General features: G+C 64.9%; 16 protein-coding genes. 10 read left to right on the forward strand and 6 right to left on the reverse strand.

Annotation, left to right across the window (positions count from 1 at the left end):
- Nucleotides 1-105 precede the first annotated feature (105 nt).
- Complete coding sequence (locus tag KRR38_RS23485; protein ID WP_254514945.1) at nt 106-693, forward strand: TetR/AcrR family transcriptional regulator; 588 nt, start codon at nt 106-108, stop codon at nt 691-693.
- Here the strand turns inward: KRR38_RS23485 and KRR38_RS23490 are convergent.
- Nucleotides 690-1,529 (reverse strand): SDR family oxidoreductase, encoded by an 840-nt coding sequence (locus tag KRR38_RS23490; protein ID WP_217405886.1) that lies wholly within the window; start codon nt 1,527-1,529, stop codon nt 690-692. The two genes, KRR38_RS23485 and KRR38_RS23490, sit on opposite strands and share 4 nt — an antisense overlap.
- 106 nt (nt 1,530-1,635) lie before the next feature.
- Here KRR38_RS23490 and KRR38_RS23495 point away from each other — a divergent pair, with 106 nt between their 5' ends.
- The gene (locus KRR38_RS23495) at nt 1,636-2,826 is read left to right on the forward strand and encodes an aromatic ring-hydroxylating dioxygenase subunit alpha (RefSeq protein WP_217405887.1); all 1,191 of its coding nucleotides are present in this window, start codon (nt 1,636-1,638) and stop codon (nt 2,824-2,826) included.
- Here the strand turns inward: KRR38_RS23495 and KRR38_RS23500 are convergent.
- The 3 genes from KRR38_RS23500 to KRR38_RS23510 form a co-directional block, all read right to left on the reverse strand.
- Nucleotides 2,823-3,635: a crotonase/enoyl-CoA hydratase family protein gene (locus tag KRR38_RS23500; protein WP_217405888.1), complete on the reverse strand. Its 813-nt coding sequence runs from the start codon at nt 3,633-3,635 to the stop codon at nt 2,823-2,825. The genes KRR38_RS23495 and KRR38_RS23500 overlap by 4 nt on opposite strands.
- The gene (locus KRR38_RS36390; RefSeq protein ID WP_254514946.1) at nt 3,625-4,308 is read right to left on the reverse strand and encodes a winged helix-turn-helix domain-containing protein; all 684 of its coding nucleotides are present in this window, start codon (nt 4,306-4,308) and stop codon (nt 3,625-3,627) included. Before KRR38_RS36390 ends, KRR38_RS23500 begins: the two co-directional genes overlap by 11 nt.
- A 168-nt stretch (nt 4,309-4,476) precedes the next feature.
- Nucleotides 4,477-5,676, reverse strand: coding sequence for an LL-diaminopimelate aminotransferase (locus KRR38_RS23510; protein WP_217405889.1), 1,200 nt, complete (start codon nt 5,674-5,676; stop codon nt 4,477-4,479).
- A 349-nt stretch (nt 5,677-6,025) separates the two neighbouring features.
- Here KRR38_RS23510 and KRR38_RS23515 point away from each other — a divergent pair, with 349 nt between their 5' ends.
- The 7 genes from KRR38_RS23515 to KRR38_RS23545 all read left to right on the forward strand — a co-directional run bounded on the left by KRR38_RS23515 (nt 6,026) and on the right by KRR38_RS23545 (nt 13,908).
- Nucleotides 6,026-7,747, forward strand: a complete 1,722-nt coding sequence (locus tag KRR38_RS23515) for a class I poly(R)-hydroxyalkanoic acid synthase (protein WP_217405890.1) — start codon at nt 6,026-6,028, stop codon at nt 7,745-7,747.
- A 143-nt stretch (nt 7,748-7,890) separates the two neighbouring features.
- Complete coding sequence (phaP, locus tag KRR38_RS23520; protein ID WP_217405891.1) at nt 7,891-8,802, forward strand: phasin family protein; 912 nt, start codon at nt 7,891-7,893, stop codon at nt 8,800-8,802.
- A 149-nt stretch (nt 8,803-8,951) separates the two neighbouring features.
- On the forward strand, nt 8,952-9,350 hold the full coding sequence (clpS, locus tag KRR38_RS23525) for an ATP-dependent Clp protease adapter ClpS (RefSeq protein ID WP_254514947.1): 399 nt from the start codon (nt 8,952-8,954) through the stop codon (nt 9,348-9,350).
- Nucleotides 9,351-9,477: 127 nt separating this feature from the next.
- Nucleotides 9,478-10,680: an LptF/LptG family permease gene (locus tag KRR38_RS23530; RefSeq protein WP_217405892.1), complete on the forward strand. Its 1,203-nt coding sequence runs from the start codon at nt 9,478-9,480 to the stop codon at nt 10,678-10,680.
- Nucleotides 10,681-10,689: 9 nt separating this feature from the next.
- Complete coding sequence (lptG, locus tag KRR38_RS23535; RefSeq protein ID WP_217405893.1) at nt 10,690-11,787, forward strand: LPS export ABC transporter permease LptG; 1,098 nt, start codon at nt 10,690-10,692, stop codon at nt 11,785-11,787.
- Nucleotides 11,788-11,915: 128 nt separating this feature from the next.
- Entirely contained in the window at nt 11,916-12,719 is an 804-nt protein-coding gene (locus tag KRR38_RS23540; protein WP_309141127.1) for a sterol desaturase family protein, read from the forward strand.
- Between the two features lie 37 nt (nt 12,720-12,756).
- Nucleotides 12,757-13,908 carry an N-acetyltransferase gene (locus KRR38_RS23545; RefSeq protein ID WP_217405894.1) on the forward strand — a complete coding sequence of 384 codons (1,152 nt, stop codon included), beginning with the start codon at nt 12,757-12,759 and terminating at the stop codon, nt 13,906-13,908.
- 3 nt (nt 13,909-13,911) lie between these two features.
- Here the strand turns inward: KRR38_RS23545 and KRR38_RS23550 are convergent, their stop codons facing one another.
- On the reverse strand, nt 13,912-14,256 hold the full coding sequence (locus tag KRR38_RS23550; protein ID WP_217405895.1) for a hypothetical protein: 345 nt from the start codon (nt 14,254-14,256) through the stop codon (nt 13,912-13,914).
- Nucleotides 14,253-14,945 carry a lipoyl(octanoyl) transferase LipB gene (gene lipB, locus KRR38_RS23555; RefSeq protein ID WP_217405896.1) on the reverse strand — a complete coding sequence of 231 codons (693 nt, stop codon included), beginning with the start codon at nt 14,943-14,945 and terminating at the stop codon, nt 14,253-14,255. The genes KRR38_RS23550 and lipB overlap by 4 nt, the downstream gene beginning before the upstream one ends.
- Nucleotides 14,946-15,015: 70 nt before the next feature.
- Here lipB and KRR38_RS23560 point away from each other — a divergent pair, with 70 nt between their 5' ends.
- Nucleotides 15,016-15,825, forward strand: a complete 810-nt coding sequence (locus KRR38_RS23560) for a hypothetical protein (RefSeq protein WP_217405897.1) — start codon at nt 15,016-15,018, stop codon at nt 15,823-15,825.
- Nucleotides 15,826-15,829 lie beyond the last annotated feature (4 nt).

Raw genomic sequence — 15,829 nt, forward strand, 5'->3', positions numbered from 1 at the left:
TGATCTTGTTCGTCACAATGTTAGCCATGTCCTGGCGAGTCAAGTCGCCGGGCTTTACCCAGTCTGGCATGGGCGGTAGGCAGGCTCCAACAGGGAAATGACTTGATGGACGCGCAGACCACTACCACCCGCCGCATGGGGCCGGCCGGATCGGCTAACTGGTTGGCCATGCTCGACGGTGCGGAGGATATCCTGCGCGAGGAAGGCTATGCCGCGCTGACCTCGCGCGCGGTGGCCGAGCGGATCGGCGTCAAGCAGCGGCTGGTCTATTACTATTTCGCAACGATGGACGACCTGATCGTCGAGACGTTCCGCCGCCTTTCGGTGCGCGAGCTCGAGCGGATGCGGCAGATCGCCGCGACGCCGAGGCCGCTGCACGAGCTGTGGGACGTGCTGATCACGACCACCGACGCGCGGCTGATCACCGAATTCACCGCGCTCGCCAATCGCAGCGAGGGGCTGCGCGTCGAAGTGATCGCCTTCATCGAGCAATCGCGTGCCATCCAGGTCGAGGCCCTGACCGCTGCGCTGAAAGCCAAGGGTCGTGATACGGCGATCGCGCCCATCGGCCTGGTACTGCTGGCGACGAGCGCGGCGCTGTCGCTGACTCGCGAGGCGGAACTGGGCGTGACCGCGGGCCATGTCGAACTGGCCGGCGCGATCGGCGCCTTCCTGCGCGAGGTCGAGGACTAGTAGGCCTCTTCCTTCAGCGCCGCGGTCAGGCCGCCGTCGGCGAGGATGTCGGTACCGCTGATGAACGAGGCGCGCGGGCTCACGAGGAATTCCGCGAGGTCGGCGATCTCGAGCATCGTGCATTCGCGCTTCAGAGGGCTCTTTTCGAACATCGTCCGCTTGGTCTCGCTGCGCGCGAATTCGCGCGCGCCCATCGGCGTCGCGATCATGCCCGGCGATAGTGTCAGGATACGCGCGCCGCGGTCGCCCCAGGCGGTCACCTGACGGCGGGCGTACTGGTTGAGGCCCCATTTCGAATAGGGATAGGCGATGCCTGCGCTCACCTGGTCGCCCAGCGCTGCTTCGAGCTTCTGAGACATTTCCTCTGCCGATGCCGCGGCCAGGATCGCTTTCATTTCGGGCGTGGGCTGCGCATGGGCCGCGCCCAGCGAAGAGATCAGCACGGCGGCGCTGCCCTGGCTGGCCTGCGGCAGCAGCGCCTCGCAGACACGGGCGGCGCCCATCAGGTTGACGCGCATGATGTCGTGAAAGCCGCCGGTCGCGGGCGAGAGGCCGGCGACGTAGAGCAGCGCGCGGAAGCCGCCCAGTTCCTCGACGGCGCCGGCCATATCGGCGACCGAGGCGAGATTGGTCGAATCACAGGCGATCGCGGTTACGTCGCCGCCTTCGCTGCGGATCATGGCGGCGCGCTCCTCGGCGACCGTGCCGTTGATGTCGGCCAGCAGGATCCGGTGGCTGAGAGCAAGCCGCCGCGCCATCGCCATGCCGAGGCCGCCGGCGCCGATCACGACGGCCAGCGGATGATCCGGGCGGTTGCTGGTTCCGATCACGTGCATTGCCGATCCTCTTTCCGTCGCTCCTATTGCTCCAACACTCTTGTCGAATAAGTGCCAGCCATGCGAGCCTATTCGGACGATACGGGTCCATGAGAGGAGAGGACGCATGAACGTCCAGCAATCGATCCCGATGCTCCCCACCGAGGAAGCGGCCAAGCTGCGCGGGCGCGGGCCGGTTTCGTCGCGGCCCTACTATGATCCGGAGTGGTGGGAACTCGAGAAGCAGGCGATCTTCCTGCGCACCTGGCTCCATGTCGGCCACGTCTGCGAGATCCCCGAGCCGGGCAGCTTCATCCGCCGCGAGATCGAATTCGCCAATGCCTCGCTGCTGATCGTCCGCGGCAAGGATGGCGAGGTGCGGACCTTCCACAATGTCTGCACGCATCGCGGCACCCAGCTGACCGACGAGGCCGCGGGCAAGGCGTCGAAGTTTTCCTGCCGCTACCACATGTGGACCTTCGGCACCGACGGCGCGCTGCTATCGGCGCCCGACTTCGAGCGGTTCTATGTCGCCAAGGAAGACTGCGCGCTCAAGCAGGTCCAGACGCAGGTGCTCGCGGGGCTCATCTTCATCAACTTCGCGCCCCAGCCGAAGGAATCGGTCCGCGAGTTCTTCGGGCCGATCGCCGCGGAGATGGAAGGCCTGCCGATGGCGCGGGCGGTGGACTTCACCGAATGGACCTATGAGATCGAGGCCAACTGGAAGCTCAATTTCGACAACTTCCAGGAAAACTACCACCTGCGCTTCATCCATCCGCGCACCGGGGCGTCGACGATCGGGCCGGAGAACCCGTTCGGCTATCCGACCCACTACGGCTTCTCGGGCCCGCACCGCAGCCAGACTCTGTGGAAGAACCCCGATCCGCCGGAGATCCCGCCGACCCTGCTGATGGGCTATTCGCGCGGCGCGGCGCTCGCGGCGAAGGACGGGGCGAATTTCCCCAAGACCGATTTCAAGCTGTTCCCGGCCTTCCACATTGTCGGCCTGCCGCCGGCGCAGCAGTACACCCATACGATGATGCCGCTCGGCCCCAGCCGCACGCGCGGGACGATCCGCATGTACTGGACTTCCGAGGCCGAGAACGCTTCACGCGTCTTTGCGCGCGAGTTCGGCGCGATGTCGATCCGCGACGTGCTGTCGGAAGACCGCTGGGCGGTCGAGGCCGGGCAACGCGGCATCGCCCGCGGCACGATCGAGCAGGTCCATTTCCAGGACCACGAGATGCTCCTGCGTCACCTCTACGAGACGGTGCAGGAGAAGGTCGCGGAATATGTGGCCGAGCGGGGCGCAGCTTAGGGATCGACGAAGACCGCTGCCCGCTTCTCGGCCTGGCTCATCACGGCTTCGAGCTGGTTGCGGCTGCCGAGCAGGCGTGCCTGCTCGAAGCTTTCGGCGGCGAGGATGTCGTCGAGCGGCAAGTCGGCGCGGCGGTTGAACAGCGACTTGGCGGCGCGGATCGCGGTGGGGCTGCGGCGAGCGATGTCTCGCGCTATCGCCAGTGCCCGCGCCAGCGGATCGGCATCGACCAGCGTGGCGAAACCGAGCGCCAGCGCTTCTTCGCCTGAGAACTCGCGGTTGGTGTAAGTCAGTTCGCGTAGCACGTCGTCTCGTACACAGCCGCGCCACAGCGCGAAGCCGCCCATGTCGGGGACTATGCCCCACTTCATCTCCATCACCGCCAGCCGGGCATCGGGTGCGACTATGCGGACATCTGCGCCGCCGGCGATCTGCAGCGCACCGCCGAAGCAAACGCCGTGGACTGCCGCGATCACCGGCACGGGCAGTTTACGCCATTGCAGGGCTGCCTGCTGGAAGCCGTTGGCGTTGCCGTGGGTGCGCTGGGCCAGCGGCAGGGCATCGCCGCCAAGGATCGTCTCGAAGGTCGCAAGATCGAGACCCGCGCTGAATGCCTTGCCCTCGCCCGAGAGGACTACGCAGCGCAGGCCGGGCATGTCGAACAGCGCCCGGCCTGTGGCGAGCAGCGCCTCGAACATCGCAGGATCGAGCGCGTTCAGCTTGTCGCCGCGGGTCAGCGTCGCCCGCGCCACGCCATCTTCCTCAATAGTTAGGGCGACCCTATCATTGGCGGCGAATTCATGGTTCATGACTTACGGTCTCCGCTTCGGTAACGACAAGATCGGCCAGGCGGGGCTCACCCACCAGCATCGGAATGGCAGGCTGGTGCGACTCAGCGGGCCCAGCCAACATATAACCACCCGCATCGACCGTCCGCACGTAGCCTTCGAGCCCCGCACCGGCCAGCTTGGCGCGTAGCCGGAAGACATGGACCGCCAGGCTGTTGGTGTCGGGCACGTGATACAGCCGCCAGACTTCGCTCAGCAGCGCCTGTTTGGAGACGGCCATGCCGGGCCGGTCCGCCAGGCGCCAGAGCAGGGCGAATTCGCGCGGATGGAGCGCCAGCGGGCGCCCCGCGACGAAGCCGTCACGGGCGAAGAGGTCGAGCCGGAGCGGCCCGATCGTCCGGTACCGCGGCAGCATCTGTACGCGTTCGGCCACACGTTCGGCGCGCGCGGCGATCTCGCTCAGGACCGGCGCATCACAGAGCACGTCGCCGAAGCCCAGCCCGAGCAGCCGCGCGCGCCGGGCGCTGTCGCCGACGCCGAGCAGCAACACGCGATCATGCTGGGGTCGGGGATAGTCGTGACGCAGCCGGGTCCAGGCGTGCGGGTCCATCGCCGCGAGATGGGCCAGCGCGACGGAATCTCCCGATCCCGCCTCCGCCTCGGTCAATCGCCACCCGCAACGGCGCAGATCCAAGGCATGTGGGATTTCGGTTGCGCACAACCATTGAAACAGGCGCAATGCACGCCCCCATCGGCCTCATGTTCTTTGTGGACCCGATCCATGGCGAATCGCCGTCATGGATCGGTAAGAACACAGCAAGTCGGATGGCTTGCCAATACCGATGGGAGCGCGACTAGCCTATCAGGCGGCCGAGCTGTTCACGCCCATGCTGGACAGATAGCGCTTGATGTTGCGCGCTGCCTGGCGAAGCCGCTGCTCGTTTTCGACCATGGCGATGCGGACGAAGCCTTCGCCGTCCTCGCCATAGCCGACGCCCGGTGCCACCGCGACTTCGGCATGGGTTAGGAGCTGCTTGGAAAACTCCAACGATCCCATGTCCTTGAGTGCCGGCGGCAGGGGTGCCCAGGCGAACATCGAGGCCTTCGGGGAGGGGATTTCCCAGCCGGCGCGGCCGAAGCTTTCGACCAGCACGTCGCGGCGCTTCTGGTAGAGTTCGCGGTTCTTCTCGACGATGTCCTGCGGTCCGTTGAGGGCTGCGCAGGCCGCCGCCTGGATCGGAGTAAATGCTCCATAATCGAGGTAACTCTTCACTCGCTTCAGCGCGGCGATGAGTTTGCGGTTGCCGACGGCGAAGCCGACGCGCCAGCCGGCCATCGAGAAGGTCTTCGACATCGAGGTGAATTCCACCGCCACGTCCTTGGCGCCGGGCACCTGCAGGATCGATACGGTCGGGTTGCCGTCGTAATAGAGCTCCGAATAGGCGAGGTCGGACAGGACCCAGACCTTGTTCTCCTTCGCCCAGGCGACCAGCCGCTCGTAGAACGCCAGATCCACCGTCTCGGCCGTAGGGTTCGACGGGTAGTTGACGATGAGGATCGACGGGCGGGGCACGGTGAAGGCCATCGCCCGGTCGAGCGCGCGCCAGTATTCCTCGTCGGGCGTGGTCGGCACCGAGCGGATCGTCGCCCCGGCAATGATGAAGCCGAAGGTGTGGATCGGGTAGCTCGGGTTCGGGGCCAGCACGACGTCGCCGGGCGCGGTGATCGCCGTCGCCATCGAGGCGAGGCCTTCCTTCGATCCCATGGTCATGACGACCTCGGTATCGGGATCGAGCTCGACGCCGAAACGGCGGCCATAGTAATTGGCCTGCGCCTTGCGCACGCCGGGGATGCCCGCCGAGGCCGAATAGCCGTGCGCCGAGGGCTTCTGGGCGACTTCGCAGAGCTTGTCGATGATGTGCGAAGGCGGCGGCAGATCGGGATTGCCCATGCCGAGGTCGATGATGTCTCTACCTGCTGCGCGTGCTGCGGCTCGCATGTCATTCACTTCGGCGATGACATAGGGCGGCAGTCGCTTGATGCGGTAGAATTCGTCTTCCATGACCTCTTGCATTCCAATTTCTGCGGCGGAATTGCCGCGCGTCCCATGTAAGCGATAAACTGTCTCTGGCAAATGGCCGATGTCCGGCTATTCTGTGGGCGGGATCGGAGAGGACTCGAAATAGGCGCACTCGAGGGTGCAAGGCCGAAGGCAAAGGAGTCCGTGCGAATGCCAGACAAGTCGCAAAGCGAAGGCGGTGCGCCCGAGATTTTCGCCGAAATGCTGCGCGCGCAGGCCGAAGCCACGACTCAGGTTTTCGGGAGCCTGTTCGGTCAATTCCTGCCCCCCCACGCAAGCCGGCCCGGGCGGAAGCGGTTCGTCGCAGAACTGGGCAGAGGTCGCCCAGCGCATGCAGGCGATGTGGCTCGATTTCCAGAGGGACACCATTGCCGAGGCTGCGCGGCCAGCGAAGCACTATACCGATCCCGCCAAGCTGATCGGGCTGGTGGAGAGTTGGTATCGCCAGATGCCGCTCGCCCATCCCGAGACGCAGAAGCGGCTCTGGGGGGATGGCCTCGCGCTCTGGGAGACCGTGCTCGGCCAGTACGGCATAGGACCGAAAACCACCGATGCGCAGCCGGGTGACGAACCGAGGCTGCCACGCAGCGACCGTCGTTTCGCCGATGCCAGGTGGCGCGAACAGCCGTTCTTCGCTCTGATCCACCAGGCTTACCTGATGTTCGCCGAACAGGCCGAGGCCATGGCCGAAGGGATCGAGGGGCTGGAGCCGGCCAAGCAGGAGCAGCTGCGCTTCCTCACCCGCGCAATCCTCGACGCGCTGAGCCCGGCCAATTTCACCCTGACCAATCCCGTCGCGCTCGACCGTGCGATCGAGACCAAGGGCGAGAGCCTGGTCAAAGGGCTTGAACACCTGCTGGCCGATCTCGGCCGCGGGCAGCTGACCCATACCGATCCCGATGCGTTCAAGCTGGGCGAGAACATCGCGGTCACCCCGGGCAAGGTAGTGCACGAGGCCAAGCTCTACCAGCTGATCCAATACACCCCGACCACCGAGAACGTCCTGGCGACGCCGCTGGTGATCTTCCCGCCGTGGATCAACCGGTTCTACATCCTCGATCTCAACCCGGCGAAAAGCTTCGTGCGCTGGGCCGTGGCGCAGGGGATCACGGTGTTCATGGTGTCGTGGAAATCGGCCGACGAGACTTTCGCCGACGTCGTCTGGGACGATTACATCCACGCCCAGATCGAGGCGATCGACGTCGTGCGGACGCGATTGGACGTGCCCTCGGCCCACGCGATCGGCTACTGCGTCGCCGGGACGACGCTCGCCGCGACACTGGCCGTGCTGGCGCGGCGGGGCGAGGCCGACAAGGTCAAGAGCGCGACCTTCTTCACCGCCCAGGTCGACTTCGAGGAGCCGGGCGATCTCAAGCACTTCATCGACGACCAGCAGATCGAGGCGATCGCCCATCTGGCGCCCGACGGCTATCTCGACGGCCGTTACATGGCTGCGACTTTCAACCTGCTGCGCGGCAACGACCTGATCTGGAGCTACGTCACCAAGAACTACCTGATGGGCGAGGACTATCCGGCCTTCGACCTGCTCCACTGGAACGGCGATGTCACCAACCTGCCGGCCAAGTGGCACTGCGCCTACCTGCGCGATCTCTACCGCGACAACCGGCTGGTCGTGGCGGATTCGCTCAGCGCCGACGGCACGCCGATCGACCTTCGCCAGATCGCGACGCCCAGCTTCATCCAGGCCGGGCGCGAGGATCACATCGCCCCGCCTGAGAGCGTGTGGAAGTTGACGCATTACCTCAAAGGCCCCTGGACCTTCCTGCTTGCGGGCTCGGGGCACATCGCCGGCGTGGTCAATCCCGAGGGCTCGAAGAAATACGGCTACTGGACCAACGCCAAGCCCGGCGAGACGCTGGACGAGTTTGTTGCTGGCGCCGAGGAGCATGCCGGAAGCTGGTGGCCGCACTGGCTCGGCTGGCTGCGCGGGCAGGACGCCGCGGAGGTTAAGGCGACGGGCAAGCGCAACCCCGGCGGTCGCGGCGACAAGGTGATCGAAGACGCCCCGGGCCGCTACGTTATGGAACGCTGACTACGAGCTATCTGGCTCATTGCAGTTATGTTGCACTGCACAAAAACCCTTGACGTGGGCATTTCGTGTATTATTGTGCAGTGCAGCAATCGCGCTCGCACTTGCCGTGCGAATGGTCGCCCGAAGCTAGGGATTCCGCTGCAATGGCCGATTCAGACGTTACCAAAATCGACGACTCGGCCGAGAAGGCCTATGCTGCCGCCTCCGAGGCGATCGTGGCCAAGGAGCTTCCAGAGGCCGAAACTCCGGCGGAAACCGAAGTCGAGAGCGACGCCGGCGCCGAGCCGGTGGAATTTCCCGCCAAGCCGAAGCGCGCGCGCAAGCCTGCCGAGCCGGTAGCGGTCGCGCCCGTCGTCGAAGCGCTGCCGGCGGCCAAGCCCGCTTCCAAGCCGCGCGCCGCCAAGCCGATCAAGGCCCCAATCAAGGTAGGGACGCCGGCTCCCAAGCTGGCGGTCAAGCGCGGCGCGGCGAAGTCCGTGACTGCCGCTCCCGCCAAGTCGGCGCCGATCAAGCCGCGCAAGGCCTCGGTTCAGAAAATCAAGACCGCTCCCAAGACCGCTTCGCCCGTCAAGAAGGCCAGCCCGAGCGCTGCGCCGTCCACCCCCTTCTTCGCCAAAATCAAGGAAATCCCCATGGACGTGACCGCTTCGATCAAGGACACCGTCAACGGTGCCCAGGAAAAGGCCAAGGAAGCCTTCGCCAAGACCACTGCCGCCGCCACCGAGGCGACCGAGTTCGCCAAGGGCAATGTCGAAGCCTTCGTCGAATCGGGCAAGATCCTGGCTTCGGGCCTGCAGGAACTGGGCAACAAGTTCGTCGCCGACAGCAAGAGCGCATTCGAGACCGCGACGACCGACGTCAAGGCGCTGAGCGCCGTCAAGTCGCCGACCGAGTTCTTCAAGTTCCAGACCGACCTGCTGCGCCGCAACTTCGATACGGCCGTGGCCTATTCGACCAAGACCGGCGAAGCGATGGTCAAGCTCTCGGGCGACGTGATCAAGCCGCTCTCGGGCCGCGTCAGCCTCGCCCTGGACAAGGTCAAGGCAGCCGCCTGAATCGGCGCCTGATCGGACGCATCGCGCCGGGCCGATCTGCCTACGACGCACCAAATCGGACCGGACGGCGCAAGGCCGGCCGGTCCGATTTTGCGTTAACCGTGTTCGATGGGTTGTCGTTTCCCCCCGGCTTACGATATTCTCATCCTATGCATCACGATTACGGCTTCATTGATTCCCCGCTGCCCCGGCGCGTGCGCGCCGGCGATGACGACGACGCAGGTGGGGCCGGGACGGGCGGCGGAGACGGCCAGGACCAGCTCGGCGTCGCCACCAAGACCCGCACCAAGCCCAAGAAGCCGAGCCAGTTCAAGGTGTTGATGCTCAACGACGATTACACGCCGATGGAATTCGTCGTGATGGTCCTCAAGCGCTTCTTCAACATGGATCTCGAGCAGGCGACGCGCGTGATGCTTCACGTCCACCAGCGCGGCGTCGGCGTCTGCGGCATCTTCCCATACGAGATCGCCGAGACGAAGGTTAACCAGGTCATGGATTTCGCCCGGCAGAACCAGCACCCGTTGCAATGCACGCTGGAAAAGGCCTGACCGACCGCCCCATCGGCAACAAATTCGGCGATAGGGCTTTGGTTAAGGGCGAACAGGTCGATTCCGCTTCCGCCATGCGCCCGGCGGCGATAGGGGTTCAGGCCAAGCCGACGGAATCGCCTTTCACGTGAAATTCTTCACCGCCGTAGACCGTTACATCTTCCGGCTCGTGCTGATGCCGATGCTTGCGGTCTTCGTGATCGCGGCTTCGCTGCTGATTCTCGACAAGATGCTCAAGCTGTTCGACTTCGTCGCAGCCGAAGGCGGGCCGGTCAGCATCGTGTTCAAGATGCTCGCCAACATGATGCCCGAATATGCCAGCCTTGCGATCCCGCTGGGGCTGATGCTGGGCGTGCTCTTCGCCTTCCGCAAGCTCGCGACCTCGAGCGAGCTCGACGTGATGCGCGCGGTCGGGCTGTCCTACACCCGGCTGATGCGCGTGCCCTACATGATCGCGCTTGTGCTCGTCGGGGTGAATTTCCTCAACGTTGGCTATCTCCAGCCGTTGTCGCGCTACTATTATGAGCAGCTCAATTTCGAGCTCCGCTCGGGCGCGCTGGGCGCGGCGATCAAGGTCGGCGAGTTCACCACCTTGCAGGACAAGATGGCGCTGCGCGTCGAGCAGAGCCGCGACGAGGGCCGCCAGCTCATCGGCATCTTTGCGCGCATTGCCAATGCCAAGGGCCAGGTCATGTCGATCTCGGCGCGCGAGGGGCGGTTCCTCGCACTCAAGGGGCAGCCCGACACGATTATCCTGCGGCTCGTCCAGGGTCAGATTGTCCAGGAGGTGCCGAACGAGACCCCGCGCGTGCTCACCTTCACCCGGCATGACCTGCCGATAGACCTGCCGGCGATCGAGAAGTTCCGCGCCCGCGGCGATGCCGACCGCGAATACATCCTGCCCGAATTGCTGCGCATCGGCTGGAACGACAACCTGTCCGAGGACGTCCGCGTCAAGAGCCAGGCGAGCTTCAATTACCGCATGGTCGAAGTGGTCATGATGCTGCTCGTGCCTTTGCTCGGGCTGGCGCTGGCGATTCCGCCCAAGCGCTCGACCTCGGCGCTCGGCGTCTTCGTCTCGGTGGTGATGGTGACGGTCTATCACAAGATCAACGAATATGGGCAGCAGGTGGCCTCGCTCGGCCGGATCGATCCGACGCTGGCACTCTGGGGGCCCTTCGTGCTCTTCGCGCTGCTTATCTTCTGGATGTACTGGCGCGTCGCCTATGTCCCCGGCGGCCAGGCGATCGGCTGGCTCGAGACGGCCTCGTCGATGGTCGGCAAGCGTATCCGCGCGCTGATCAAGCGCCGCGCGCGGCAGCCGGCCTGAGGGGACTAGATGCAGCTCGAATTCTTTCCTTCGCGGACACTGACGCTCTACCTCGCCCGGCTATTCATCACCCGCGTCGTCGGCGTGCTGCTGATGCTCGTGCTCATCCTGCAGATGCTCGACCTGCTGACCGAGAGCGGCAAGATCCTCGCGTACCAGGGCAATGGCCAGGCACAGCTGTGGACCTATGTGACCCTGCGCGCGCCGCAACTGATCGCGCGCTTCCTGCCCTATTCGGTGCTGCTGGCGACGATCCTCACGCTGTTCACGCTGAACCAGAACAGCGAGGTGATCTCGATGAAGGCGGCGGGGCTTTCGGCGCACCAGGTGCTCGCGCCGCTGTTCCTGACCGCGATCGTCGTGGCCGTGGTCAGTTTCACTTTCAACGAGCGCGTCGTCACCCATGCCACCGGAAGGCTCAAGGTCTGGCAGGATGCCAGCTATGGTCCGCTACCCCAGGATTCGGGGGTGCGCAGTAACGTCTACCTGCGCGACGGCGACAATATCCTGATGGCTGCGACGGTGACCGGCACGGGCAATGCCATGGCGATGCAGGGGGTGAGCTGGTACCGGCGCGATGCCCAGGGCATGGTGACTGAGCAACTGCGCAGCCCGCATGCGACTTTCTCCAATCCGGGCTGGCGGCTTGAGTCGCCTGTGCGGTTCGACGTGAAGAGCACCGAGACGGAGCAATTGGACTCGCTGGTGATCGCCAAGGATGTCGAGCCCAACCAGGTCACGATCAGTTCGGTCGACGCGGACTCGCAAAGCATCTTCGAACTGACGCGCTCGATTGCCGATCTGCAGGCCGCGGGCCGCCGTACCACCGAACTCGAGGGCAAGTGGTGGCACAAGATCTCCGGTCCGCTGTCCTCGGTCCTGATGCCGCTGCTGGGGGCGATGGCGGCGTTCGGGTTGGCCCGGTCGGGCCAGGTTCTGATCCGCGCGATCATCGGCATGGCGCTGGGTTTTACCTATTTCGTCATCGACAACGCCGCCTTGGCCATGGGCAATTTCGGCGGTTATCCTCCGCTGGTGGCGGCTTGGGCGCCTTTTCTGCTCTTTGCGTTCATCGGCGAGACAGTGCTGATCCGTACAGAAGAATAGCATGCGCGCTGCGCTTTCCACGCCGCATTGCCGCCGCAAAGTTGCGCTTATGGCGCTGCCTCCCCAAGTCTGGTAAGGCGCCGCGCACAAGGGCGGTTTGCCAATGCCGGCCCATAGGAAGTCTATACGTGTCGCAGACCACTGCCAAAGTTTCCGGCGATGAAAGCCACCTGCCGTTCTGGAAGCGGTCGCACTACCTCGACCGCATGACGATGCGCGATCTGGTTACGGCCTATTTCCAGCACTACACGATCGTTGCCTACCTTGCGGTGACGGCGGCCTGCGTGGTCGGCTTCGCCTTCTTTCCGGCAAACCTGTGGCAGACCGGCCTCTCGGTCCTGGCCGCGCTGTTCGTCTATCCGCTGGTCTGGCACCTGCTGCACCAGTACGTCCTGCACGGGCAGTGGATGTACAAGCTGCCCTGGTTGTCGGCGACGTGGAAGCGGATCCACTACGATCACCACCAGGATCCCAACCACCTCGAAGTGCTGTTCGGCGCGCTGCATACGACCTTGCCGACGATCGCGATCGCGACGCTGCCGGTCGGCTGGCTGATCGGTGGCACGGGCGGGGCGCTGGCGGCTTTCGCGACGGGCATCCTGACCACCTGCTATTACGAGTTCATGCACTGCATCCAGCACCTCTCGTTCAAGCCGAAGTGGAAGTGGGTGCAGTTCATGAAGCAGCGCCACAACGAGCATCACTACTTCGACGAGGACGGCAACTACGGCATCACCAACTATGCCTGGGACCGCCTGCTCGGCACCTATTACGAGAAGAAGGATCGCCCGACGCGCAGCCCGACGGTGTTCAACCTCGGCTATGACGAGGAAGTGGCGAAAACCTATCCGTGGGTGAAGCAGCTTTCGGGCGGCATCGCCAGCGGTCACCCCCGGCGCCGGGCGATGGCGACGGACAACGCAGAAGCCTGACCTGGCATCGAACCGGGACGTTGGGGGATATTTCAGCATGAGCGACATCAGGGTCACCGCGGTGGCCACCAAGGCCGATCGCAAGGCCTTCATCGATCTGCCCTACCGCCTCAATGCGAGCGACCCGCACTGGGTGCCGCCGCTCAAGGCCGATGTCGACGAACTGTTGAACCCCAAGAAGAACCCGTTCTTCGAACATGCCGAAGTGCAGCTGTTTCTCGCGCGCCGCGCCGGCCAGGTGGTCGGGCGGATCTCGGCGCATATGGACAAGCTTGCCTGGACGCTGCCGCCCGAGCAGGGGATGGGGCCGGGCACGGGCAACTGGGGCATGTTCGACGCCGAGGACGAGGCGGTCGCTGCCGCGCTCATCGCGGCTGCCGAGGACTGGCTCCGCGCCAAGGGCATGACCCGCGTCCTTGCACCGCTCAGCCTGTCGATCTGGGACGAGCCAGGATTGCTGGTGAAGGGTTTCGACCACGATCCTGTGATCATGATGGGCCACAATTCGCCGCGTTATCAGGCCTGGTTCGAGGGACGCGGCTATACGCCGGCCAAGACGCTGCTGACCTACGACCTGCAGGTCGACAAGCCGTTCCCGCCGCTGATCGAGCGTATCGTCGCATCGGGCGAGAAGAACCCGCGCATCCGTATCCGCGAGGCTGACAAGTCACGCTTCAAGGAAGAGGCGGATCTGGTCTTCGACATCCTCAACGATGCCTGGTCGACCAACTGGGGTTTCGTGCCGATCACCGACAGCGAAGTGCGCTATGTCTCGAAGAAGATGGCGCCGGTGGTCTATCCCGATCTCTTGCGTATCGCCGAACTCGACGGCGAGCCGGTGGCCTTCATGCTGACCTTCCCGGACATGAACCGGGTGATCAAGCCGTTCAAAGGCAATCTTTTCCCGTTCAATTTCATCAAGCTGCTGGCCTGGGTAAGAAAGCCGAAGAGCCCGCGGATGCGGGTGCCGCTGATGGGCGTGCGCAAGCATCTGCAAAGCTCGCGCATGGCCAGCCAGCTCGCTTTTATGATGATCGAGTACATCAGGCGATCCGCGGTCAAGAACAACGGCGCTCAGACCGCGGAGATCGGTTGGATTCTCGACGACAACCAGGGCATGCGGTCGGTCGCCGACGCGATCGACAGCAAGGTCAACCGCGAATACGTGATCTACGAAAAGCCGCTCTGAGCCTTACTGGGCGGGCTTGGCCGTAGGCGTGGGGGCAGCCGCAGCTACCGGTGAGGGCGCTGCGGCGGGCGCTTCGGCGGCCTCGCTGGCCGCTTCACTGGCTTCGCCCGACGCGACGCCGTGGGTGCTCTTCTTCCCCGGCTGACCGCTCGATATCGCTTCCGGCGCGAGCGGCGGCTGCGAGCGGACCGTGTCGAGCGGCAGCATCGAGTCGCTGACGGATCCCTGCAGGATCTCCCCTTGCGCCGTACCCGCCTCGGCGGGCTTCTTCTCGCCCTTGCAGGCGGCAAGCGCGAGCGACGAGGCGGCAAGGGCGGCGAGCGCGGCAAGACGCGGGATCGAGTTCATGCAGCAGCCTCATTCTCGAACGACAGTGGGGGGCAGGGCTTGTCGAGCGCTGCGAGGAAAGTGCCGGCCTCGGCCAGCATGGCCCGGTCCCAGGTTGCCTGATCGACCGTCAGGCCGAGCCGGGCGAGGCTGGTGACGCCATATTCGGCGATGCCGCAGGGCACGATGCCGGCGAAGTGCGACAGATCCGGCGACAGGTTCACTGCGAAGCCGTGCATCGTCACCCATTTGCGGATGCGCACTCCGATCGCGCCGATCTTGGCCTCGCGCCCATCGATGTCGATCGTCCAGATGCCGATGCGGCCGTCGCGGCGGAAGCTCTCGACCCCGAAGCCTGCCAGAGTGGCGATGACCCAGCCTTCGAGCGCATGGACGAAGCCGCGCGCGTCGCGCGAGCGGCGCTTGAGATCGAGCAGGACATAGCCGATCCGCTGGCCCGGCCCATGGTAGGTATAACGCCCGCCGCGGCCGGCCGAGACCACCTCGAAGCGCGGATCGAGCAGTTCGGGTGCGGCGGCACTCGTGCCGGCGGTATAGACGGGGGGATGCTCCAGCAGCCAGATCAGCTCGCGTGCGGTGCCTTCGGCGATCGCCGCGTTGCGCGCTGTCATTTCGTCCAGCGCCGCGCGATAGGGCACGAGGGCGCTGTCGATGCGCAGTTCGATATCGCCGGGAAGCTCAGCAGTCATCGTGCGTTGCGTGGCGGCATTTGCTCCGGTTATCAAGGGGGCGCCTGCAAGCGATGGGCGCGAAAGGGAAATGATGAAGTTCGACGGCAATCTCGTCTGGAAGCAGGCCACCGCCACGATGGCGGTCCATCGCGACCTCGTGCTCGCTTTGGCGGGGGTGTTCTTCTTCCTGCCCAGCTTCGCGCTGATCATGCTGATCAAGCAGCCGCAGATGGCGCCAGGCGGCACGCCCGAGCAGATGATGAAAGTGCTCGAGCCCTTCTTCGCCAGTGCGGCGCCGTGGTTCCTCCTCGCCTCGATCATCCAGTCGGTGGGCCAGGTGACGCTGCTCCAGCTGTTCGGTAGCGCCGGGCGTTCCACCGTGGGTCAGGCGCTGCGTGCCGGGCTCAGCGCGCTGCCCACCTATATCGCGATGCAACTGATCACCGGCTTCCTGATGACGATGGTGCTGTTCCTCGTCGTCGGCATCGCCAGCCTGATCAGCCCGGTGCTGGGCGTCGCGCTCGGTATCTATGCGGCCTGCCAGGCCTTTGGTCGGTTCGTCGCCGGCGGCGCGGTGGTGGTGCTGGAGCGCGAGAAGAATCCGTTTGCCGCGTTGTTGGAAGCTGTGGCGCTGTCGCGCGGCAACGGTTTCCGCATCGGCAATTTCCTGTTCCTGCTGGCGACCGCGACCTTTTTCCTGCTGATGGTGCTGACCTTCCTCGTCGGCATTGCCGCCGCCCTGGCGCTAGGCGAAGGACGCACGGCGGACATCGTCGCAGGCTTCTTTTCAAGCGTGGCCACCGCTGTTGCGGTTTCCTATTTCGCCGCGATCATCGTCGCGATCTATCGCCAGTTGCGCGGGAATTCGCCGGAGCAGGCCGGCAGGCCTTTCGACTGAGCGC

Origin of the sequence: Novosphingobium sp. G106 (assembly GCF_019075875.1) — a bacterium.
GTDB lineage: Bacteria > Pseudomonadota > Alphaproteobacteria > Sphingomonadales > Sphingomonadaceae > Novosphingobium.

Excerpts from the sequence above, each read along its gene's own strand:
- KRR38_RS23560 (WP_217405897.1), top strand. The coding sequence starts at position 15,016 with ATGATGAAGTTCGACGGCAATCTCGTCTGGAAGCAGGCCACCGCCACG.
- KRR38_RS23485 (WP_254514945.1), top strand. The coding sequence starts at position 106 with ATGGACGCGCAGACCACTACCACCCGCCGCATGGGGCCGGCCGGATCG.
- phaP (WP_217405891.1), top strand. The coding sequence starts at position 7,891 with ATGGCCGATTCAGACGTTACCAAAATCGACGACTCGGCCGAGAAGGCC.
- KRR38_RS23515 (WP_217405890.1), top strand. The coding sequence starts at position 6,026 with ATGCAGGCGATGTGGCTCGATTTCCAGAGGGACACCATTGCCGAGGCT.
- KRR38_RS23510 (WP_217405889.1), bottom strand. The coding sequence starts at position 5,676 with ATGGAAGACGAATTCTACCGCATCAAGCGACTGCCGCCCTATGTCATC.
- KRR38_RS23500 (WP_217405888.1), bottom strand. The coding sequence starts at position 3,635 with ATGAACCATGAATTCGCCGCCAATGATAGGGTCGCCCTAACTATTGAG.
- lptG (WP_217405893.1), top strand. The coding sequence starts at position 10,690 with ATGCAGCTCGAATTCTTTCCTTCGCGGACACTGACGCTCTACCTCGCC.
- KRR38_RS23490 (WP_217405886.1), bottom strand. The coding sequence starts at position 1,529 with ATGCACGTGATCGGAACCAGCAACCGCCCGGATCATCCGCTGGCCGTC.
- KRR38_RS23545 (WP_217405894.1), top strand. The coding sequence starts at position 12,757 with ATGAGCGACATCAGGGTCACCGCGGTGGCCACCAAGGCCGATCGCAAG.
- clpS (WP_254514947.1), top strand. The coding sequence starts at position 8,952 with ATGCATCACGATTACGGCTTCATTGATTCCCCGCTGCCCCGGCGCGTG.
- KRR38_RS23495 (WP_217405887.1), top strand. The coding sequence starts at position 1,636 with ATGAACGTCCAGCAATCGATCCCGATGCTCCCCACCGAGGAAGCGGCC.
- KRR38_RS23550 (WP_217405895.1), bottom strand. The coding sequence starts at position 14,256 with ATGAACTCGATCCCGCGTCTTGCCGCGCTCGCCGCCCTTGCCGCCTCG.
- lipB (WP_217405896.1), bottom strand. The coding sequence starts at position 14,945 with ATGACTGCTGAGCTTCCCGGCGATATCGAACTGCGCATCGACAGCGCC.